Below are 18,902 nucleotides of genomic sequence, written 5' to 3'. Positions count from 1 at the left end.
CAGAGCACCTCGATCAACCTGCCCTACATCACCGTCGACGCGGACAAGAACCCGCTGTTCCTCGACGAGCAGCTCACCCGCTCGGAGTTCCAGAAGATCACCTCCGATCTGCTTGATCGCACCCGCGCGCCGTTCCAGTCCGTGATCAAGGACTCGGGCCTGAACGTGGCCGATATCGACCATGTCGTGCTCGTCGGTGGCTCCACCCGGATGCCCGCCGTGTCCGAGCTGGTCAAGGAACTGACCGGTGGCCGTGAGCCGAACAAGGGCGTGAACCCGGACGAGGTCGTCGCCGTCGGCGCCGCCCTGCAGGCCGGCGTGCTCAAGGGCGAGGTCAAGGACGTCCTGCTGCTCGATGTCACCCCGCTGTCGCTGGGCATCGAGACCAAGGGCGGCGTGATGACCAAGCTCATCGAGCGCAACACCACCATCCCCACCAAGCGCTCGGAAACCTTCACCACCGCTGACGACAACCAGCCCTCGGTGCAGATCCAGGTTTTCCAGGGTGAGCGCGAGATCGCCTCGCACAACAAGCTGCTGGGCTCCTTCGAGCTCACCGGTCTGCCCCCGGCCCCGCGCGGCGTGCCGCAGATCGAGGTCACCTTCGACATCGACGCCAACGGCATCGTGCACGTCACCGCGAAGGACAAGGGCACCGGCAAGGAGAACAAGATCAAGATCCAGGACGGCTCCGGTCTGTCCAAGGAGGAGATCGACCGCATGGTCGCCGACGCCGAGGCGCACGCCGCCGACGACAAGGCGCGCCGTGAGGAGGCCGAGACCCGCAACCAGGCCGAGTCGCTGGTGCACCAGACCGAGAAGTTCATCAACGAGCAGAAGCTGAGCGAGGGTGGCGCACAGGTCTCCGCCGATCAGCTGGCGAAGGTGGAGAACGCGGTCGCCGAGGCCAAGCAGGCGCTCGAGGGCACCGATATCTCCGCGGTGAAGTCGGCCGTGGAGAAGCTGGCCACCGAGTCGCAGGCCCTTGGCCAGGCGATCTACGAGGCCAGTGCGGCTGCCGACGCCCAGGCGGGCAACGGCGCGGGCGCGAGCCAGGCCGACGACGATCAGGTCGTCGACGCGGAGGTCGTGGACGAGCCGGTCGACACGGACAAGAAGTGACCGAGGCGAACTCCTCGGAGCAGGAGTTGGTCGAGGAAATCTCCGACGAGGACGCGGAGGCCGCCACGGCGGACTCGGTGCTCGACGTCGACGCCGAGGTTGTCGAGCCCGAGCACGACGAACTGGCCGAGCGCACGGCCGACCTGCAGCGGTTGACCGCGGAATACGCGAACTACCGCCGCCGGGTCGAGCGTGACCGGCAGGCCAACATCGATGCCGCCAAGGCGTCGGTGGTCACCGAATTGCTCGCGGTGCTGGACGATCTGGATCGGGCGAGGGCGCACGGCGACCTCGACTCCGGCCCGTTGAAGTCCGTCGCCGACAAGCTCGAGACCGCGCTCACCAAGCAGGGTCTCGTCGAATTCGGTTCCGCCGGTGACCCGTTCGACCCCACGCTGCACGAGGCAGTGCAGCACGAGGGTTCGGGCGCCGACCCGGTGATCGGCATCGTCATGCGCAAGGGCTATCGGTTCGGCGACCGGGTGCTTCGGCACGCGCTGGTCGGGGTAACCGATGCCGAGGCCGCGGGGGCATCGGACTCGGATGCCGACGCCGACGATAAATAGTGTGAGAGGAGGAGATGCCCGGTGAGCCAACGGGAGTGGATCGAAAAGGACTTCTACAAGGAGCTGGGTGTCTCCTCCGGCGCCTCGCAGGACGAGATCAAGAAGGCGTATCGCAAGCTCGCCCGCGACCTGCATCCGGACTCCAATCCGGGTGACACCAAGGCCGAGGAGCGGTTCAAGACCGTGAGCGAAGCCAATGCGGTGCTGTCGGATCCGGCCAAGCGCAAGGAGTACGACGAGACGCGCCGCATGTTCGCGGGCGGCGGTGGTGGCGGACGAGCCTACGGCAGCGGCGGGTTCAATCCCGGTGCGGGCGGCGGCTTCTCGCAGGACTTCAACATCGGTGACATCTTCGGTCAGGCCGGTGGTGCGGGCGCCGCGGGTGACGGCGGGCTCGGCGATCTGCTGGGCGGGCTGTTCAACCGGGGCGGTGCCGGTGGCCGGGCGGCGGCTCGGCCGCGGCGCGGCTCCGACGTGGAGACCGAGACGACCCTGGGTTTCCGAGAGGCCGCCCAGGGCGTCACCGTGCCGTTGCGGATGACGAGTCCTTCGCCGTGCACCACATGTCACGGCAGCGGTGCCAAGCCGGGCACCAGCCCGCGCGTGTGCCCGCATTGCAACGGTGCGGGCGTGGTGAGCCGCAATCAGGGCGCGTTCGGTTTCAGCGAGCCCTGCGACGACTGCCGCGGCACCGGGTCGATCATCGACGACCCGTGCACCGACTGCTCCGGCACCGGTATCCAGAACCGCACCCGCACCATCACCGTCCGGATCCCTCCTGGCGTCAGTGACGGTCAGAAGATCCGGCTGGCCGGTCAGGGCGAGGCGGGTTTGCGCGGTGCGCCGTCGGGCGATCTGTATGTCACGGTGCACGTCAGCCAGGACAAGGTCTTCGGCCGCCAGGGCGACGACCTCACCCTGGTGCTCCCGGTGAGCTACAGCGAATTGGTGCTGGGGACAACGATTTCCGTGCCGACGCTGGACGGCCGGGTCGGCGTGAAGGTGCCCGCGGGCACCGCCGACGGGCGTATTCTGCGAGTGCGTGGTCGTGGCGTGCCCAAGCGCGGCGCGGCGGGCGGCGCCGGTGATCTGCTGGTCACGGTGAAAGTCGCGGTGCCGCAGTCGCTCGATTCCGACGCCACCGATGCGCTCAAGGCCTATCAGGAGGCGGAGAAGGCCAGCGGCTTCGAACCGCGTGCGGGATGGGCAGGCGCTTGATGTCCCCGCACATCGAGTTCGGCGCCCGGAGGAGGTAGCGCAGCGTGAGCACGGAGGGCGCAGGGACAGGCGCGGACAGTCCGGATCCGAAGTCGGTTTCGGGTGCTACCGCACGTGCCGAGTTCTTCATGATCTCGGTGGCGGCTCAGCTGGCGGGGATGCACGCGCAGACGTTGCGTACCTACGACCGGCTGGGTTTGGTCACCCCGCAACGGACCTCGGGTGGCGGACGCCGATATTCGGCTCGCGACGTGGAGGTGCTGCGCGAGGTGCAGCGCCTGTCGCAGGACGAGGGCGTCAATCTCGCCGGCATCAAGCGCATCATCGAGCTCACCAATCAGGTGGAGGCGTTGCAGCAGCGCGTCGAGGAGATGAGCACGGAGTTGGAGCGGTTGCGGGCGGGCTACCGGCCCGATCTGTCGCCGCCTGTTCGCAGTACCGCGCTCGTGGTGTGGCAACCACGGCATCGGCGCTGAGTCGTCTTCGACACGACGAGCCTCCGGTTCGGCTTCCGCTGCGGTGGATCCGAGCCGGAGGCTTGTTCGTTTCCGGTCAACCCCCGGCGACCGGCTGGTGACTCTCCAGCAACCGCTTTATTCGCGACCTCGTCGATCGAAAGTAGCGTCGCGGCACGCTGAGGTGGGGATTTATCGCCGCCGAGGTCCCAGTGTTTGCTGTAGAGATGCTGAATTCGGATCGAACGGAGGGCAATTCGCTGCTCTCGACCAGTCACTCTGGTATGCCGACTCGCGTGTCGTGGCTCGGCGCGTCGGAACATCGCACGTGGCCGACGTAGCGGAAGGATCGCTCTACCAGGGCCATTGGTCACCAATTGGCTGATGCACCGGGAGTTTTCGTGAATCGTGAGCAGTTGTTCATCCACAATTTGCGGGATCCGAGTATGTTTTTGTGGGAAAATGCTGGAAACCGCCTGGTATTTCGCGAATTACATGCGTGATGTTTAAGAGTACGATTCCGAAGCTGGCAAACCTCGCCTAGACTTCTCGCATCGGCTGCTGACGAGTGTCCTCCCAGCCCGTCACTCGCCGGCGCGGCTAGCGTTCGATGGCGAAACGAGGTTGTGACACATATGGATTCGCGGACTGTCGCTTTGATCCGTACTACGTTCAAGGCGGTTGCCGCGGAAGAAGGCGGACCCGAGAAGTTGTCGAGGTCGTTCTACTCGATCCTCTTCACGGACTACCCGGGTGTCCGCGATTACTTCCCGGCAGCCATGGATGCGCAGCGCGATCGGCTCATCACGGCGATCGCCTATGCCCTCGAACGGCTGGAGGAGCCCGACAAGCTGCTGCCGTTCCTGGCCCAGCTCGGGCGCGACCATCGCAAGTACGGCGTGCAACCGGCGCACTATGTGGCCGTGGCCAACTCGCTGAAATCGGCCTTGCGGTTATTCGCCGGCGCGGAGATGTGGACCGACGAGGTCGCCACCGCCTGGGATGAGGGCCTGGCCACCATCAGCGGTGCGATGATCAGCGCCGCCGACAAGGAGATGACCCCGGCCACCTGGACGGGCACGGTCGTCGAACATCGCGAGGTGCTGCGCAATCTCTCGATCATTCGGGTGCAGCTCGACACGCCGATGCAGTACGCCGCCGGTCAGTACCTCAGCGTGCAGATCCCCTCGCGGCCGCGGATGTGGCGCTATCTCTCGCCCGCGAATCCGGCCAATCCCAACGGCGAGATCGAGTTCCACGTGCGTGGCGTCCTCGGCGGCTGGGTCAGCCCGGCCTTGGTCGCGCACACCGCCGTCGGTGATCAGTGGGCGCTCGGCTCACCGCTGGGCGGCCTCGGCGTGCCACGCAACACCAAGCGCAAGATGCTGATGGTCGGCTGCGGCACCGGCATCGCCCCCCTGCGCGCGCAGATCATGGCGATGGCCCAGCGCCGGGTCAACCCGAAGGTCCACCTGTTCGTCGGCGGCCACCACCCCTGCGACCTCTACGACCTCCAGGTGCTGAGCCAACTCGCCATCGCCAACAAGTGGCTCACTGTCACCCCCGTTACCGAGAGCGACGAAAACCCCTGGTGGTACTACGATTCCGGCGAACCCCACCCGAATCTACCCGGCCTGGAACCCCGCGTGACCGGCCAAATCGGCAAGGTGGTCGCCGGCTACGGCCCCTGGGCCGACCGCGACGTCCAAATAGTCGGCTCCCCCTCCATGGTCCAAACCACCAAGTTCCGTCTCATGGCGGCAGGCACCCAAGCCCAGTCGATCCGCCACGACCCCCTGTTCTGACCCGCGAGCCGATCGCGAAACCGGCCCGTGGGACTCAGGCGCCTTCGGAGATGATGTTGGCCGGGGGAGTTCCCGCCTCGATCAGGCGATCGACGGTGGTGCGGACCATCGCGGGCGAACCGCAGATCAGGACCTGGTTTTCGGTGAAGGGCCCGTGCGCGGCGGCGACATCGGCGAGCGTGCCGTGCAGCATCTCGTCCGGTCCGAAGCCGACATCGGAGCGGGTCTGCTCGTGCCATTCGTCGCGCACCGCGGGGTCGTCCGGGCTCTCGACCACCGGAATGACCGAGAGCCACGGCAATTCGCCCGCCAGCAGGAACAGCATGTCGTTGGCGTAGAGGTCGCGCGGCGTTCGGCCACCGAAGAACAGATAGGTGCGCGGCGGGGTGTCGCGCCGGGCCAGGTCGAGGAGCTGGGCGCGCATCGGCGCCAGACCGGTACCGCCGGCGATCATCACCAGCTGCGTCGCGTCCGGATCGACCGCGAAAACCCCACGGGGAGCGTTGATTCGCCACTGGTCACCGGGTTTGGTGTCGGCGACGATGGAACTCGAACACCACCCGCCGGGCACCGTCCGCACATGGAACTCGATCTTGCCGTCCAGCGAGGGCGGCAACGCGGGCGAGAACCGCCGCCGCACGCCCGGATGCTGCGGTACCTCGACCTCCACCGAATCGCCCGCTTCGAACGGCACGAAATCGCCGATCAGCCGGATGACGGCGAGGTCGTGGCGCAAGCGATGGTGGCCCACGACGGTGGCCGTCCAGGCGGGGTCGGGAAAAACGTTGCTCATCAGCCTCTTTCGCGATGTCGCGGGCGTTTCAGACGGGGTCGGCGGCGATGATCTCGCTCGGTGTACCGGCCCGTTGCAGCGCGTAGCGGGTGTTGGCGATCATCGACGGCGATCCCGCGATCTGGATCTGACGGTCCGACCACGCACCGAAGCTGGTCACCACCGCTCCTAGATTACCGACCAGGCGGCGCGGCATGCCCATCGGTGTCTGGCCCGAATCCTGGGGATACCACCAGGGATTGGTGTGTTCCTCGCACACCGGCACCACGGTCAACCACGGGTTGGACTGCGAGAGCTGCCACATGTTGTCCACGTCGTAGAGGTCGCCGGGATAGCGCCCGCCGATGAAGAAGTGCACGCGCGGATTGATCCCCCGCTGGCTCATCTCGATCAGCTGCGCCCGCAACGGTGCGATGCCGGTGCCGGAGCCGATCATCAGCACGTCGCGGCCGGACTCGCGGTCCACGTGCAACCCGCCGAGCGGCCCGGCGATCTTCCACCGGTCCCCGACCTTGGTGTCGTTGACGATGGCCGGGCTCACCCAGCCGCCGCTGATCCGCCGCACATGGAATTCGATCTCGCCATACGGGTTCGCGGGGATGGCGGGGGAGAAGTAGCGCCACATGTTCGGGCGCTGCGGCACCGCGACCGGCACATACTGTCCGGCCTTGAACGGAATGGGCCCGTCGGCCTGCAACCGAACGATCGCCAGATCGTCGAGTACCCGCCGATGACCCACCACGGTCGCGTCCCAGTACGGCTGCGAGGTGTCCTCGTTGGCGCCGATCGCCATCGACGCCGAGATCAGCAGCGTGATGTCACGCCAGCCGTCATCGAGTTCTCTGGTCCAGCGATTGCCGTGGAAGGTGCGCAGCGCCGCGAGCAGCGCGCGTCCGGCCATGTCGTAGTGGTCGGCTTCGACCCCGTATTTGCGATGATCGCGGGCCAGTTGCTCGAGGAAGCGTTGCGCACGTTCGAAGTCCTCGAGATGGTCGAGGACGAACTGCACCGCCGTCGTGATCCGCTTGGCCTGCATGTCCATGGCAGGCGGAAACAGTTCACGCAACCTCGGGTCCTGGGCGAACAGGTGACCGTAGAAAGCGCTGATCAGCCGCTCAGCACCGCCAGGTGTCTCCGACACCCCGCGGAAATCGGCGCGGACCAGCGCAAGAGAACGCGCATCCACGTCGTCAAGCTCCATTTCTCTGTAAATTGCAGCTCTGTAATTTGCCGCAATGTGGCTCACCCGCGGGTTTCGCCCTCACCAGTATCCCTCGAAACCGCCGTCTCGGGGCAGGGATGCTCATCACGCCGGTACCCGACCGCACGGATCGTAATCCGCTCGCCCCCGATCGGCACGATCCCCCCGTCATCGATACGCGTCGGTGATCTTGTCGCCGGCCCGGCGCCGCGGGACCAGCCGCCGCTCACCGCGTGATCGATGCGGTGCGACCGGATCGGCGGTGGCGTTCCGATCGGGCGAAGGGTGCGTGAGAATCGGGGCATGGCGAGCGACAACATCATGCGGATTCACGATCCCGAACTTCTGGCCAGGGGCGAACGGGTACTCGGGGCCGAGTTCCAGGCGATGCACGAGCGGGTTCTCGAGGTCAGCGCGTTGACTTCCCGCCTCAACCTCTTGCCCTTCGACGATGAGGTCGGGAAGGTGGCGCTCCTCGAACAGATTCTCGGCCGTCCGCTGCCGGCCGGTCTGACGATCTATCCGCCCTTCTATACCGATCACGGCCGCAACCTCGACCTGGCCGAGGGCGTGTTCATCAATCAGGGCTGCACGTTCCTCGACTACGCCGGAATCCGGTTGGGCAAGCGGGTGATGATCGGACCGAAGGCCACCTTCATCACCGTGGGCCATCCTGTCGACCCGGAGGAACGGCGCGAATACCTCACCGGCGCGCCGATCGACATCGCGGAACGGGTATGGATCGGCGCGGGCGCGATGATCCTGCCCGGCGTGAGTATCGGCCGTGAGTCGGTAATCGCCGCGGGTGCGATCGTCGCCGACGACGTTCCGGCGAACAGCCTGGTCACCGGTTCCAAGGGGACTGTGGCGCGCAGCTGGTAGTCCGGTCGCGCAGCTCGCGCCGAGATCGGGTCAGCCGGCGACCTTGCGCACCGCCGCCTGCCGGGTCGCCTCGTCGACCTCCCCGATCTCGAACCCCTTGCCGACGATGTGCTGGACCAGCGCGGGCTCCGGCGGCAATCCGTACTTGCGCAGGTAGTAGGGGACAGCGCCCGGCCAGACGAAGGAGCCGTCGGTGTGGAAGTTCAACGGCACGTCGCGCCGGGCGGGGTCGAACTCGTCGGCGTCGTGGCTGCGGGCGCTCAGAATCACCGGCGCGTGCTCGAGGTAGGACAGCACCCGATCCTGGATATCGGAGTCCACCGCCGACCGGTTCACCACCGGTTTGCCCTCGGGATCACGGCCGTCGAAAGGTCCCGAAAATCGAAGTTCGCTCATGCTCGAACAACTTACGCGGCCCCGCATCTGGTCGGCTGACCGTGCTAATGTCCCTGGTCAAGGCAGTACTCGGCGGTAAGGGGTGGGATGAAACGCGCAGGTACGGCAATAGTGATTGCCGGTTTCGCGGTTGTCGGGCTGGTCGGGTGCGACTCGGGGGAGTCGACGTCGAAGGGGGCGACGAGCACAGCCAAACCGGTGTTGTGGAATCCGTGCACGGAGATTCCCGATGCTGCGTTGACGGCGGCGGGGGTGGATCCGGCTACGGAGGAGAAGGGTGTCGCTGGGGTTCCGCAGCCAGGTTGGGAGATTTGTGGATGGATGGCCCCCAAGTATGGATTGACGGTCTACACGTCTGCCAAGTCTCTCGCGGAGTTCGAGGCCAAGCCAGGCAACGCCGACTTCGCTGACACCACCGTCGCTGGTCGCCCCGCACGGAAGTTCAGGGTCGCGGGCGACTCTCGCAACCTCATCTGCGATGTGGTTTTCGAAACTCGAGACGGAGTTGTGCAACTCGAGGTCATGAATCGCGCGAGCCTCGACGGCCTCGAAGAACCGTGCGTCTATCTGAATAGCGCTGCGAGCGCACTCGTACCGACCTTTCCTCGATAGCGGGGAGGACGAATGGCTGACACGACGGCATACAGCACACTCTTATCCCAGGCTCGTGCGGGCGAGGTCTACTTGAACGACGAGGCGGCGGCTTATCACATGTTCAAGGCATGCGATCAGCGACTGGTCGATCTCGACAAGATACTGATCACCTCTCAAAGAGCCCAGAACGTAAGCGGTTTCGGCGACTTCGATATCGCCAGACAACTCGAGGGGAAGTTCCGTGCTCAAGCTGGGAACGATCCGAACTCGATATACGAGGTCATACTCAAGGATATCGAGGCAGTGAAGCAGTTGCGCGAGGTCTTCTCCATTTCCTTCAAGCGCATCGCAGGCAAGGACATCGAGAACGCAAATGCCCTCGACTACGTCACCGGGCAGGTGAGCTGAATTGACTGGTTTCCACAGCATAACCGGCCTCGACCTCATGGGCGGCCTCAAAAATCTTGTTACCTCTCCGTTCTCGGATGACGACGAACTCGAGAGCTCCGAAATCGCCGACATCCAGAACAAATACAACACCCAGCGTGACGACAATCGGAAGAAGGCAGGTGACCTCGGCTTCGACGGTGAGTACCGACCGACAGTCGTGACGAAGAACAACCTGTTCCCTGGGACCGTCCAGGAACTGCGCGCCAAGGTCGACAAGATCGATCTCGACGCTGTCGCAGCCTTGATCGCCGCCTGGAACGAAATCTCCACCCGTAACAGCACATCCCTAGACGAGTTCCGCAAGCAAATAGCCCGAGGCATGTCCCCGGACGTCTGGTCGGGCTCCGCGGCGAACGCGGCAGCGCAAACCGTCGCCGCATACGACGCCACGGGAAAGAAGGTCACCACCGCCGCGGCGCTCACCAGCACCAAACTGGACGAACTGCGCACCGGCCTCGAGCCGACGAAACGCCTCGTCCCGCACGAGCCCGAACACCGCAGCGGGCTCGACAATGTCGGCGCCCTGCTCACCGGCCGTGGCTGGCGCAATGACGATGTCGCGCAAGAGAACGCGCGAGTCGAAGCTGTTCGTATTCTCCAAACCGTCTACGCCCCGGTGATTTACGAGTCCGACAACAAAGTCCCGGTGATTCCCATCCCGACGACTGTCGAGAACGGCGGCGGCCAGCCCGAAACCAAGCTCAGCACAACGCAATCCACCACCCAGGGTTCGACAACTCAGCCCACCACCCAGTCCACGACCACGCAGCCGACCACCCCGGCCTCAACCAACCCCACCACCGACCCGGACGACACCGACTCGGCCGACACCGACGATTCGACCACCCCCGAATCGACCACACCCCAGTCGACGGAACCGGGCTCGACCACCCCCGCCTCGACCACCCCGAGCGCGACCGTCCCCGGTTCCGGCTCGCCGTCCGGATCACCGAGCGGCGCGGGCTCACCCGGCGGTGGGTCGCCGGGCGCGGGCACGCCAGGAGCGGGAACACCCGGTGGTGCGGTTGCCGCGAGCCCGACGGCTGCCGGCGCGGCCGGGGGTCGTGGCACCGGTGCGGGCACGACAGGCCGCGCCGGTACGCCCGGCATGATGAGCCCCGGCGCGGGCAAGGGCGGCGGCAAGGACGACGAGTCGACCAAAGCGATCCCCGACTACCTCATCACTCAGGAAAACGGTGACGAACTCACCGGTCTGGACACCCTGCCCAAGATGGTCCCGCCCGTCATCGGCGCCGACTAGTCGCCAATCCTGATGGAACAGAGTAGATCTCCTGTGCGTACCTGGCATCTCACCGCTTTAGATTTCCGCACTCTGTGGGAGGCCGCCGGCCGCGACGTCCTCCCGTATCCCCTGCATCATCGCCACACCGACGTCGAGACCCACGCCGAGGTCCTGCGCCTGCGCAGCAAGGCCGCGGAGAATCTGATGGCCGAATTCGACAGCGATCTCGACCGTGCCATGGCCGCGCTGCTCGCCCCGTACGCTCGCGTCGAGGTGGCGGGCGCGGCCAAGGGCGTCAAAACGATTCGCGCCCACGGCGGCACCCGCGACAGCTATGCCGCACTCGCGGTGCAGGCCCCCGGTGACGATGCCAACCCCGGCGACATCATCCTCCACCTGTTCGACCCCGACGCCCTGGCCGCCGCGGTCCTGTCGACCCTGCCCAAGGTCGCCCCCGGCAAGGGCCGCGAAATCCGCGTCACCGCAGCGGAACTCGCCGCCCCCCGCCCGCACGTCCGCGACCGCTGGAACCCCACCCCCCGGGAACAACTCGAGTCCTTCCTGGCGAAACCCACCACCACCCTCACCCACATCGGCGTCTATGCCCACGCCAGCGTCGACAACCGCCATACCGAAGGCCGCGACGACTTCCAGCTGCACGACATCCCCGGCGACGGCCGCTATGTCTTCTACGGCGAAACCACCTTCATCGCCAAACCCACCACCCCCACCCGAATCCAAGCCACCCTCGCCACCATCCTCACCACCACCGCCACCAAGGCCCGCACCGGCACCTACCTCCCTCGCTGACCTCCGGTCGGTATCGGCTGCCATCAAGGCTGATCGGCCGGCCCGACCAGTGGGAAAGGGCGACCGTCGCGCCGGGCCAGTCCGAGTTCTCGTACCGCCATCAAGACGGTGCAGGTCCAGTTGTCGACGTGTGTCATCAGCCCGTGCCCGTCCTCCACGACCAGCGCCTGCGAGGAGACAACCGTCAGGACATCGCCGAGGAACTCGGTGACATTGCCCCACACCGCTTCTCGATCGGAGTCCACGTCCAGGTCGCAGAACAGCACCTGCCCGACATGCCCTGTCGCACCGGGATGCGAGTCGACCGCCACCGCCCAGTCGCCCGATGCGTGCAGCGGGCACCAGCCCCGGTCCCACCACACCATGCGAACCGCCCCATCGGCCGAACCGTCCAACTCCTCGTACGGCACTCCAGGACCACTGCTCTCGGCTTCACCTGCCCGTGCGGCGCACCACCGCCCCGCCGAATTCGCGCCTTCCAGATTCATCCCCAGAATGTCCCGCCCACCGAGCACCGCCCACAACTCGGCAACCTCCGCCGGAGCAGGCACTCCCGTCTGTTCCTCGTAACGGATGGCGTCCCCGGACCCGCGCCGCAACACCGGCTCGAAACCCCTCTCCACCATCACATCCCAGATGCGCTGCGCCAAGATCGCTACTTCGCCCATAGATCACTCCGAATCGCTCGGACCGGTCACAGTTCTTGTGGCCGAAGGACTTCCACCGTTTCTTCCGGAGTGAGTCCGCTGAAGACCTGGTTCGCCCACTTGATGGCTTCATCGATGTCGTAAGAGTAGTCGATTCTGAATTTTCCTGATCGGGCAACAATACATTTGATTCCTGCGCAGTCCTGTTCCTGCGCATCGTACAGCTGTTCCGAATAGTTTTGAACACGGCGACTGATTTCGCGATGGCCGAAAAGTCTTACCACCGCACCTTCGTCACCCCGATAGGCGACCACACCCCATGTGCCGACACCCTGGGACGGGTAGACCCTGGTCGAAACCGCGTAGGTCCAGTCCGGAAATGCGAGCGCGGCAGCCTCTCCGGTTGCTTGCACCAGCTCCGTAGCTGCCTCGACGTCGTCGATTTCTGACATCAAACTCTCCTAATTTTGGCTTTCGGTATGTCTCAAAAAGTCTTTTCGTTCGATTCCGTAATTTTTTCGTGTGAAGGTGTTTCCGCCGCGATTGCTGAAATCGACTGGGAATTCGCGAAATACTTCACCGTTGGCATCGACCATGCTTACTTCCCCGGTCACTCTCTCTGGGGTGACGGAACCTGGAGGGTCGGTCTCGAAAAGGATGTGAGTTTCTCTGCCGGTGCCCGTCGTAGTCCAGGACGCGATGGCGGCCTCCAACACCTTGAACTCTTGCTGATTGAACCACCGCTCCTGCGCGAAGAGGTTCACCAATCCTCTGTCCAGAGTGGTTCGGTAGCTGGACGCATGCCCGCCATCGTACTGGAGCCCTGTGCCGGCCGGAGCCACGCCCTCATGGCCAGTATTGGTCGCTGCGGTGCTTTCCGCGCTGTCGCCCTTGCGCTTGACCTTATCGGTGCTGGAGAAGTCATGCCGTATGACACCTGTGGTCGAGACATGGCGGCCATTGAGCGATTCGGTGAGTACGACATTGTCGCCCACCTGGGATCGCGAAAACGACCGAACGTTGCCGTCGGCGTCCGGCGGATAGATGACGTGCTGCTCATGGCGTAGCGCTGTGAAAGTACCGCCGGTCCGTGTCTTGTACTCAACTGCGCGTGGTGGATAGTCGCGAACAACTGTGTGATTGGGGGGATCCCCGTAAACAGTGTCAGTGAAATGTGCGCCGCTGGGTGTCTCGCCGTCCACGACTCGGGTTGGGTCGCCTGGTGGTATCGGCAGCGTGGGATCGTCGGAACGCAGGGTGCCGCGGATGTTCGCGTGATCCGGATTGTTCGGGTCGAGCAAAGGCCCGTCCACCACCCGCCGTGGGGGCGTAATTCTGTTGCGGACCGCATCGCGGCTGTCATTGAACGGAGTCTCTTGAACGCGTGGAGAAGGGGTGGTCGAGGTATCCGGACTGGGGCCGGTGGGATTGGTATTCGGCGGCGTCGGCTGTGAGCGATCGACTGCGGTGTCGGCGTCGATCGCATTCGTCGGCGTGGTTCCTGGTGGGTTGGACGCCGTGCCGTGAGGTGTGGTGGTGCCGTTGGGATGGTGGCTCTGCCATTGGCCGTCCGGAGGGATACGGGGGCTGCGGGATCCATCAGGGTTGGTGACCGCGCTTGTGCTGAAGACATTTCCGTTGGAATCGGTCCACGCGCGCTGGTTCGGAGCAAGCACCTCGACGCCCAGGTTTCGAGCTAGGCGGTCGGCGAAGCCGTTGGTGGCGGCGTCGCAGCCGAGGAGACGGATGGGGGTGACGCCGTCCCAGCCGGAGCGGCGAAGAAGGTCGCCGTATTGCTCGGGGGTGATGGTTTGTCCGCCGACTACGGCGTGGCCGTCGGGGGTGATGTGGGTGTCGGCGGTGAAGCGGTTGGGGTCGGCGGGGACTCGGTGGGGGAGGTCGCCCATGGTCGGGTCGCCGCGGTGGTGGGAGACGCCGGCGGGGGTTTGTTCAGCGTGGTTGTTGTGGATTGCGTCGAGGTCGACGGTTGTGTCCGTGTCCGGGTCGGGGTTTGTGTCGGGGGTGGCGGATACGGTGCTGTCTACCTGGGTTGTGGGGGAGGCGTGCTGGTCCGCCCAGGAGGGGACTGTCGTGCGGGCGAGGTCGGCTCGGGAGATGTCGGAACCGAGACGGTGCATGTCATCGGGAGTGACGGTGGGGTTGTCCCGTGGGGGTAGGCCGAGGTTGGTGCGGATCGTGTTGGCGAGGTCGGTCAGGGTCGGTGTGGTGTCGGCATCGATCGTGAGGTCAGCCGTTGCCGGGTCGGTGGTGGGGACGACATCGACCATGAGCCAGTCGCCGAGGGGGAATTGGTGGCCTTGGTTGAAGGCGATATCGGTCGCTGTTTGGGCGTTCTCGGCGACGGTGTCGATGGTGGTGGGTGGTGTCGCGGGAGAGCCGGTGACAGCGACACTGAGGCGGATGACCCGGACGGGTTGGGTAAAGGTGTTCGGATAGTCGGCGGCTCGGTAGGGGCGGCCGGTGGGCGGGTTGACCTGTAGGGCTTGGTTATCGGCGGGCCTGACGGGGCGCAGTGATTCGCGAGCTCGGCGTGCCTGGTTGGCGGATTCGAGCGACTGGGGGGTGAGAAGCGGGTCGGTAGGTGATGTCGTATTCGTCGGCGTCGGGTCCGATGCCGGCGTGGTTTCGGTGGCCGACAGAGGGTCGGTCGCGGGGGTTGTATCCGCAGGCGTTGCTGGGTCGATGTGTCCGGCCGGCTGATCCGTTGTCGGGGAGTCCGCGTTGCTGCTGTGCTGGTTCGAGTTGGGGGCCTGGGTGGAGGTCGTGTTCGGCGGAGTAGGCGGGTGGCCGAGTGCCGGCGTGCTCGGGTGGGCAGTGGACGGCGGCGGTGCTGTGTCGGTCGTCGGGTTGGTGCCTGTGGATGAGTGGGGAGCGTTCGGTGTCGCCGGGCGTGTGGCCGATGGCGGTGTGCGGCCTGTGGATAGCTCGGGATTGTTCGGTGTGGTCGGCTGGGTGGCGGAAGGCGTCTGCCTGGTGGTTGTGGACGGCTGGGGATTGTTCGCCGTCGGCGATTGGTGCGCGCTCGGGGCGATCGGTGCGCTGATGGGCGGGGTCGAGTTGGTGGGTGTTGTCGAGGTGGGTGTCGCGGTGGGTGTCGCGGTCGGTGCTGTGCTCGGTGCTGTCGCGGTGGCCGCCGCGCTGGTTGTCGATGGGTCTGTTTGTTGCGGCTGGCGGGTGCCGTCGGAGGGTGAGTGAATGTTCGGGGTGGATGTTGGCGTGCCGGTGTTCGGGCTGCCCGGCGGCGGCATAGTTCCGGGTGCGGATGGTGTGGTGGCAGTCGGGTTGTTGCTGGTCGGTGTCTGGGTGTCCGCGGTCGGTGCCTGGGCGGTGGTCGGGCTTGATGGAGTCGGTTGAGCCGCGGACGAATCAGTAGGTGCGGGAGTGTCGGCCGGCGGGAGGTCGAGCGATGAGCGAGGCGCCGGTGAGCTGGGTTGATCGGTAGGGTTCTGAGTTTCGACTGGAGCCGTTGGGGTTGTGCCGTCGGGGGATCCGGTCGGATTCCCGGTGGTACTCGGCGATGAAGGCGTGCCGCTGTCGGCGGGCGCCGAGGGGGTGTCCGTCGTCGGACCGGTGTTGCCCGGCGAGTTCGGTGAACTCGGGCTGGATGGGTTGCCGCTATCGGTGGGAGCCGTCGAACTGGGAGAGGCCTCGCCAGGCGTGCTGGGGCTGGGGGTGCTGCTGCCCGGTGAACTCGATGTCGGCGCGTTGGTGTCGGGTGCGCTGGAACTGGGCGAATTGTCGCCGGGTGAGGCGGGATTGGACGAGTTGCTGCCCGGTGTGTTGGGGCTGGGGGAGTTGTCGCCCGGCGAGCTGGAACCCGGCGAAGTGTCGCCAGATGAGCTGGTGTCAGGCGAGTTGTCGCTGGGCGTACTCGGGTTGGGCGAGTTGCCATCGACTGAACTCGGACTGCCGGTCGGCGGAGAGCTATCACCAGGGGAGGAAGGCGAGCCCGCTCCGGACGGCTGGGTCGCGTTGTCCCCATTGGGTGTTGACGGCGTGCCCTCGGAGTTCGGCGCGGTGGAACCAGGTGTTCCCGTCGACGCGGGCGAAGTCGAGCCCGGGGTACCACCGGTCGGCTGCGCTGGAGGCGAACTCGAGTCCCCGGTACTGGCGGGGCTGGTCGGCGAGCCCGTATCGCCCAACTCGGGAACCGTCGGCGCCGCGGAGTCACCGTTGCCGTGCAGGCTGGACTCCAACCCACTCTGCAGCCCACCAGCACCAGCGCTGGTGAATGTATCCACCCCGATATCGAGTTCGAAATCCTGACCCATCAGCAATGACGCCGCACTCGCCGATGCGACCTGTGCCGACAGATCCGCACCGAGTTCCGTCGCCGCACCTGTCGCGGACTTGGCGGCCATCTTCCCGAGCCCGGAAGTGATGTTGTCGCCGACACCGCCCAGCTTGTCGCCGAGACCGCCGCCGACCGCACCGCCGACCGCACCACCGAAAGTCGCCAAACCCAGGTCGGACCAACCGAAGTCATCCATCGAACGATCACCCTTGGCGACCTGGATGGTACGGGCGAGCGCGTCGATCCCGCCCTCTTCCAGCGCTTCGAACGCCGCACCGCGCAGCGCGGCGCGAGATGCCGCTTTGGCGATGCCGCGCGCGATCATCCGAGTGAGCAACTGCTTCATCGCGATCTTGACCGCGACCTGTGCCGCGACGCGAGCGGCCACACCCGCCGCCGCGCCGACTCCGGTCCACGCCGTCGCCAACGCGATACCGATCTCGACCGCAGCGACGATCATCGTCCCGATGATCACCAGTTTGGTGTGCTCGATATCGTTGGCCCCGTCTTCGAGCAGCTCGGCCTGCTTCTCACACCACTTGCGGATCGCGGTGAACGCGGCCTCGTCACCGGCGAGGAGCTTGTCCCGATAGGTCGCGATCGCATCGTGCGTCTCGCCCTCGGACAGGGCACTCAGTGCTGAGTTCAGGGCCCGCGCCGCGTCCTCGTCGACTGTGTTGAGGGTGTTCGCGGTGGTTGTCCACGCATCAGCGAGCCGCCGCATCGCGGTCTCGTCACCGTCGGGCCAATCACCCGCCCCGAGAATGTATTTCGCGACCCACTGCAGGGAGTCCGGGATCTCGATGCCCACGAACTACGACCCCGTCGACTGCTTCAACTGGGCCGCACGCGCGGTGTCCTGCTCGACCAACTTATCCGCGACAGTCACCATGTTGGTCCCGAGTTGCGTCATCGACTTCGCGAGATTGCCGACGGCGGTCTTGCCCTGCTCGACGCCCGGGGTGTAGTTGCCCGCGAAGGCCTGTCCGGTCTCGTCGCCGCCCCAGCATTCGCCCTCGGCCGCCAACGCCGCGGCCAACGTGGTCAGTGCCGCGGACAGCGTCGACGCGACCGAATCGAAGGAAGTCTGCGTACTGCGCAACGCATCCGGATCGGCCTTGATCGAACTCATCGCAAATCCCAACCTCGGTAACGGTGCTATCGAGGTATTGGACGCACGAGACCGGACTTCGGATCCCTATTGTGTGGTATGTCTCATTTTCCGAGCCAAAGCTATCGATGCGAGGAGGCGGGCAGGGATGGTGTCGACACCGCCCTCGGGCGATCCTCGTAGTGGAAGCCGACCGAAGCGCAGCGGATCGTGTCAGCCCAATGTGACTGCTATGGAATCGGACTCAGTAGACGAATAAGACGTACTTCCGTGCGATCCGAACAACTCCGGGTGGGTTAGATGGTGAGGACGGTTTTTCCTCGGGCGCTGCCCTGGCCGAGCACGGCGGGAGCGGCCTCCAATGGCACGGTCATCTGGACCGGAATGACCACGTCTCCTGCCGCGACCCGCGACAGGAGACGGCTCAATTCCGGTGAGCGGCCTTTGGATTCGAAGTTGCCGCCGGTGATGTCGCGTTCGCGCAGTGCTGTTTCGTCGGCGGCCCAGGTTGTCGAATAGGCGTGTCCGCCGCGGCGGACCAGCGTGGCATGTGATGCGAAATCGGCTGCCGCGCTGATCAAGTCGAACAGGACGTCGATCCCGTCGGGGTGGGTGAAGCGGACCGCGTCGGTGACGCTCGAGTCCTGGCGGGTGGCCGGGTCGGGGTCGGGGAAGTTCGGGTCGGCGGGGCGGATCCGGGTGTAGTCGACGGTCTCGGCGGCACCGAGACGGGCGACCTGATCGGCGGCATCGCCGCGGGCGGTCGCGATCACATGGGCGCCCGCGATGTTGGCCAGCTGGACGAGGAAGGAGCCGACGCCGCCGGTGGCGCCGACGATCAACACGGTCTGGTCGGGTTGGATATGCGCGGCATCCACCAGGTCCTGGGCTGTCACGCCGGCGATCGGGAGCGCGGCGGCGGCAACGCTGGTGACGCCGTCGGGAATCGGGACGAGGGTCGCGTCTTCGGGGACCGTGGAGTACTGCGCCCAACTGCCGTGGCCCGCGGGCGCGGTCAGGAACTTGCCGACCACCCTGTCGCCGACCTCGAACTTGGTGACGCCGCTGCCGATCGCCGAGACGCTGCCCGCGCCGTCGACGCCGAGGATCATCGGGAAGTCGGTCGGCATCTTGCCCTGGAGCAGACCGTCGGCCATTTTCAGGTCGAACGGGTTGACCCCGGCCGCGTCGAGCGCCACCTGAACCTCACCCGGACCAGCCTCGGGCACCGGCACATCGGCAAGCTCGGGTGTGGCGCCGAACCTGTGAACCACGATCGCGCGCATAAGGCGGT

Annotated in this window: 21 protein-coding genes and 1 pseudogene; 13 read left to right on the top strand and 9 right to left on the bottom strand. The window is 65.8% G+C overall.

What is annotated here, in order from left to right:
- The 5 genes from NA12_RS31275 to NA12_RS31255 form a co-directional block, all read left to right on the top strand.
- On the top strand, nucleotides 1-1,122 hold a 1,122-nt coding region (locus NA12_RS31275), incomplete at its 5' end, for an Hsp70 family protein (protein ID WP_157106426.1).
- Nucleotides 1,119-1,688 (top strand): nucleotide exchange factor GrpE, encoded by a 570-nt coding sequence (gene grpE / locus NA12_RS31270; protein WP_084473290.1) that lies wholly within the window; start codon nucleotides 1,119-1,121, stop codon nucleotides 1,686-1,688. The genes NA12_RS31275 and grpE, both read left to right, overlap by 4 nt.
- A 21-nt stretch (nucleotides 1,689-1,709) precedes the next feature.
- Nucleotides 1,710-2,906, top strand: a complete 1,197-nt coding sequence (gene dnaJ / locus NA12_RS31265) for a molecular chaperone DnaJ (RefSeq protein ID WP_067459849.1) — start codon at nucleotides 1,710-1,712, stop codon at nucleotides 2,904-2,906.
- Nucleotides 2,907-3,034: 128 nt separating this feature from the next.
- Nucleotides 3,035-3,382 carry a heat shock protein transcriptional repressor HspR gene (locus NA12_RS31260; RefSeq protein ID WP_067459846.1) on the top strand — a complete coding sequence of 116 codons (348 nt, stop codon included), beginning with the start codon at nucleotides 3,035-3,037 and terminating at the stop codon, nucleotides 3,380-3,382.
- 614 nt (nucleotides 3,383-3,996) lie between these two features.
- A complete protein-coding gene (locus NA12_RS31255; protein ID WP_067459843.1) occupies nucleotides 3,997-5,166 on the top strand; it encodes an FAD-binding oxidoreductase in 1,170 nt (389 codons plus the stop codon).
- A gap of 34 nt (nucleotides 5,167-5,200) precedes the next feature.
- Here NA12_RS31255 and NA12_RS31250 read toward each other — a convergent pair whose 3' ends face one another.
- Entirely contained in the window at nucleotides 5,201-5,959 is a 759-nt protein-coding gene (locus NA12_RS31250; RefSeq protein WP_067459840.1) for an FAD-binding oxidoreductase, read from the bottom strand.
- A gap of 28 nt (nucleotides 5,960-5,987) precedes the next feature.
- Nucleotides 5,988-7,145: an FAD-binding oxidoreductase gene (locus tag NA12_RS31245; RefSeq protein ID WP_067459858.1), complete on the bottom strand. Its 1,158-nt coding sequence runs from the start codon at nucleotides 7,143-7,145 to the stop codon at nucleotides 5,988-5,990.
- A gap of 318 nt (nucleotides 7,146-7,463) precedes the next feature.
- On the opposite strand from NA12_RS31245, the gene NA12_RS31240 reads away from it, so the two are divergent.
- Nucleotides 7,464-8,042, top strand: coding sequence for a sugar O-acetyltransferase (locus NA12_RS31240; protein WP_067459837.1), 579 nt, complete (start codon nucleotides 7,464-7,466; stop codon nucleotides 8,040-8,042).
- A 30-nt stretch (nucleotides 8,043-8,072) separates the two neighbouring features.
- Here the strand turns inward: NA12_RS31240 and NA12_RS31235 are convergent, their stop codons facing one another.
- Entirely contained in the window at nucleotides 8,073-8,438 is a 366-nt protein-coding gene (locus NA12_RS31235; protein ID WP_067459834.1) for a hypothetical protein, read from the bottom strand.
- An 87-nt stretch (nucleotides 8,439-8,525) separates the two neighbouring features.
- Between NA12_RS31235 and NA12_RS35085 the strand changes: the two genes are divergently transcribed.
- Genes NA12_RS35085 through NA12_RS31215 form a run of 4 tightly spaced genes read left to right on the top strand, consistent with a single transcriptional unit; the run spans nucleotide 8,526 to nucleotide 11,535 of the window.
- A complete protein-coding gene (locus NA12_RS35085) occupies nucleotides 8,526-9,050 on the top strand; it encodes a DUF3558 domain-containing protein (RefSeq protein WP_084473288.1) in 525 nt (174 codons plus the stop codon).
- 12 nt (nucleotides 9,051-9,062) lie between these two features.
- Entirely contained in the window at nucleotides 9,063-9,440 is a 378-nt protein-coding gene (locus NA12_RS31225) for a hypothetical protein (RefSeq protein WP_067459829.1), read from the top strand.
- A 37-nt stretch (nucleotides 9,441-9,477) separates the two neighbouring features.
- Nucleotides 9,478-10,743 (top strand): hypothetical protein, encoded by a 1,266-nt coding sequence (locus tag NA12_RS34910; protein WP_067459825.1) that lies wholly within the window; start codon nucleotides 9,478-9,480, stop codon nucleotides 10,741-10,743.
- A gap of 33 nt (nucleotides 10,744-10,776) precedes the next feature.
- The gene (locus tag NA12_RS31215) at nucleotides 10,777-11,535 is read left to right on the top strand and encodes an ESX secretion-associated protein EspG (RefSeq protein ID WP_165914760.1); all 759 of its coding nucleotides are present in this window, start codon (nucleotides 10,777-10,779) and stop codon (nucleotides 11,533-11,535) included.
- 23 nt (nucleotides 11,536-11,558) lie between these two features.
- On the opposite strand, the gene NA12_RS31210 is transcribed toward NA12_RS31215, so the two are convergent.
- Genes NA12_RS31210 through NA12_RS31200 form a run of 3 tightly spaced genes read right to left on the bottom strand, consistent with a single transcriptional unit; the run spans nucleotide 11,559 to nucleotide 14,089 of the window.
- Nucleotides 11,559-12,203 carry an SMI1/KNR4 family protein gene (locus NA12_RS31210; protein ID WP_067459819.1) on the bottom strand — a complete coding sequence of 215 codons (645 nt, stop codon included), beginning with the start codon at nucleotides 12,201-12,203 and terminating at the stop codon, nucleotides 11,559-11,561.
- A gap of 26 nt (nucleotides 12,204-12,229) precedes the next feature.
- On the bottom strand, nucleotides 12,230-12,634 hold the full coding sequence (locus tag NA12_RS31205; protein ID WP_067459816.1) for a hypothetical protein: 405 nt from the start codon (nucleotides 12,632-12,634) through the stop codon (nucleotides 12,230-12,232).
- A gap of 9 nt (nucleotides 12,635-12,643) precedes the next feature.
- Nucleotides 12,644-14,089, bottom strand: a complete 1,446-nt coding sequence (locus NA12_RS31200) for a DUF8616 domain-containing protein (protein WP_503826296.1) — start codon at nucleotides 14,087-14,089, stop codon at nucleotides 12,644-12,646.
- A 1,030-nt stretch (nucleotides 14,090-15,119) separates the two neighbouring features.
- Between NA12_RS31200 and NA12_RS33965 the strand changes: the two genes are divergently transcribed.
- The 3 genes from NA12_RS33965 (at nucleotide 15,120) to NA12_RS31190 (ending at nucleotide 16,469) form a co-directional block, all read left to right on the top strand.
- Nucleotides 15,120-15,398, top strand: a complete 279-nt coding sequence (locus NA12_RS33965; RefSeq protein WP_132369708.1) for a hypothetical protein — start codon at nucleotides 15,120-15,122, stop codon at nucleotides 15,396-15,398.
- On the top strand, nucleotides 15,399-15,557 hold the full coding sequence (locus NA12_RS33960) for a hypothetical protein (protein WP_157106425.1): 159 nt from the start codon (nucleotides 15,399-15,401) through the stop codon (nucleotides 15,555-15,557).
- A 120-nt stretch (nucleotides 15,558-15,677) separates the two neighbouring features.
- Nucleotides 15,678-16,469, top strand: coding sequence for a hypothetical protein (locus NA12_RS31190; protein ID WP_067459807.1), 792 nt, complete (start codon nucleotides 15,678-15,680; stop codon nucleotides 16,467-16,469).
- Between the two features lie 395 nt (nucleotides 16,470-16,864).
- Here the strand turns inward: NA12_RS31190 and NA12_RS35155 are convergent.
- From NA12_RS35155 to NA12_RS31175, 3 genes and pseudogenes are all read right to left on the bottom strand, one after another.
- Nucleotides 16,865-17,308: pseudogene (locus NA12_RS35155) on the bottom strand (WXG100-like domain-containing protein); the annotation flags it as partial.
- Nucleotides 17,309-17,311: 3 nt separating this feature from the next.
- Nucleotides 17,312-17,629, bottom strand: a complete 318-nt coding sequence (locus NA12_RS31180; protein ID WP_067459800.1) for a WXG100 family type VII secretion target — start codon at nucleotides 17,627-17,629, stop codon at nucleotides 17,312-17,314.
- 275 nt (nucleotides 17,630-17,904) lie between these two features.
- Nucleotides 17,905-18,882 (bottom strand): NADP-dependent oxidoreductase, encoded by a 978-nt coding sequence (locus tag NA12_RS31175; protein WP_243654764.1) that lies wholly within the window; start codon nucleotides 18,880-18,882, stop codon nucleotides 17,905-17,907.
- Between the last annotated feature and the right edge of the window lie 20 nt (nucleotides 18,883-18,902).

Origin of the sequence: Nocardia alba NBRC 108234 (genome assembly GCF_001612665.1) — a bacterium.
Taxonomy (GTDB): Bacteria; Actinomycetota; Actinomycetes; order Mycobacteriales; family Mycobacteriaceae; genus Nocardia; species Nocardia alba.
The sequence above is the reverse complement of the archived record's forward strand: the minus strand, read 5'-3'. Positions and strand labels throughout refer to the sequence as shown.

What these genes read in the sequence shown, in the direction of transcription:
- NA12_RS31260 (WP_067459846.1), top strand. Translation starts at nt 3,035, where the DNA reads ATGATCTCGGTGGCGGCTCAGCTGGCGGGGATGCACGCGCAGACGTTG.
- NA12_RS31255 (WP_067459843.1), top strand. Translation starts at nt 3,997, where the DNA reads ATGGATTCGCGGACTGTCGCTTTGATCCGTACTACGTTCAAGGCGGTT.
- NA12_RS31250 (WP_067459840.1), bottom strand. Translation starts at nt 5,959, where the DNA reads ATGAGCAACGTTTTTCCCGACCCCGCCTGGACGGCCACCGTCGTGGGC.
- NA12_RS31240 (WP_067459837.1), top strand. Translation starts at nt 7,464, where the DNA reads ATGGCGAGCGACAACATCATGCGGATTCACGATCCCGAACTTCTGGCC.
- NA12_RS31235 (WP_067459834.1), bottom strand. Translation starts at nt 8,438, where the DNA reads ATGAGCGAACTTCGATTTTCGGGACCTTTCGACGGCCGTGATCCCGAG.
- NA12_RS35085 (WP_084473288.1), top strand. Translation starts at nt 8,526, where the DNA reads ATGAAACGCGCAGGTACGGCAATAGTGATTGCCGGTTTCGCGGTTGTC.
- NA12_RS31225 (WP_067459829.1), top strand. Translation starts at nt 9,063, where the DNA reads ATGGCTGACACGACGGCATACAGCACACTCTTATCCCAGGCTCGTGCG.
- NA12_RS34910 (WP_067459825.1), top strand. Translation starts at nt 9,478, where the DNA reads ATGGGCGGCCTCAAAAATCTTGTTACCTCTCCGTTCTCGGATGACGAC.
- NA12_RS31210 (WP_067459819.1), bottom strand. Translation starts at nt 12,203, where the DNA reads ATGGGCGAAGTAGCGATCTTGGCGCAGCGCATCTGGGATGTGATGGTG.
- NA12_RS31205 (WP_067459816.1), bottom strand. Translation starts at nt 12,634, where the DNA reads ATGTCAGAAATCGACGACGTCGAGGCAGCTACGGAGCTGGTGCAAGCA.
- NA12_RS31200 (WP_503826296.1), bottom strand. Translation starts at nt 14,089, where the DNA reads ATGGGCGACCTCCCCCACCGAGTCCCCGCCGACCCCAACCGCTTCACC.
- NA12_RS33960 (WP_157106425.1), top strand. Translation starts at nt 15,399, where the DNA reads ATGTTCGGGGTGGATGTTGGCGTGCCGGTGTTCGGGCTGCCCGGCGGC.
- NA12_RS31180 (WP_067459800.1), bottom strand. Translation starts at nt 17,629, where the DNA reads ATGAGTTCGATCAAGGCCGATCCGGATGCGTTGCGCAGTACGCAGACT.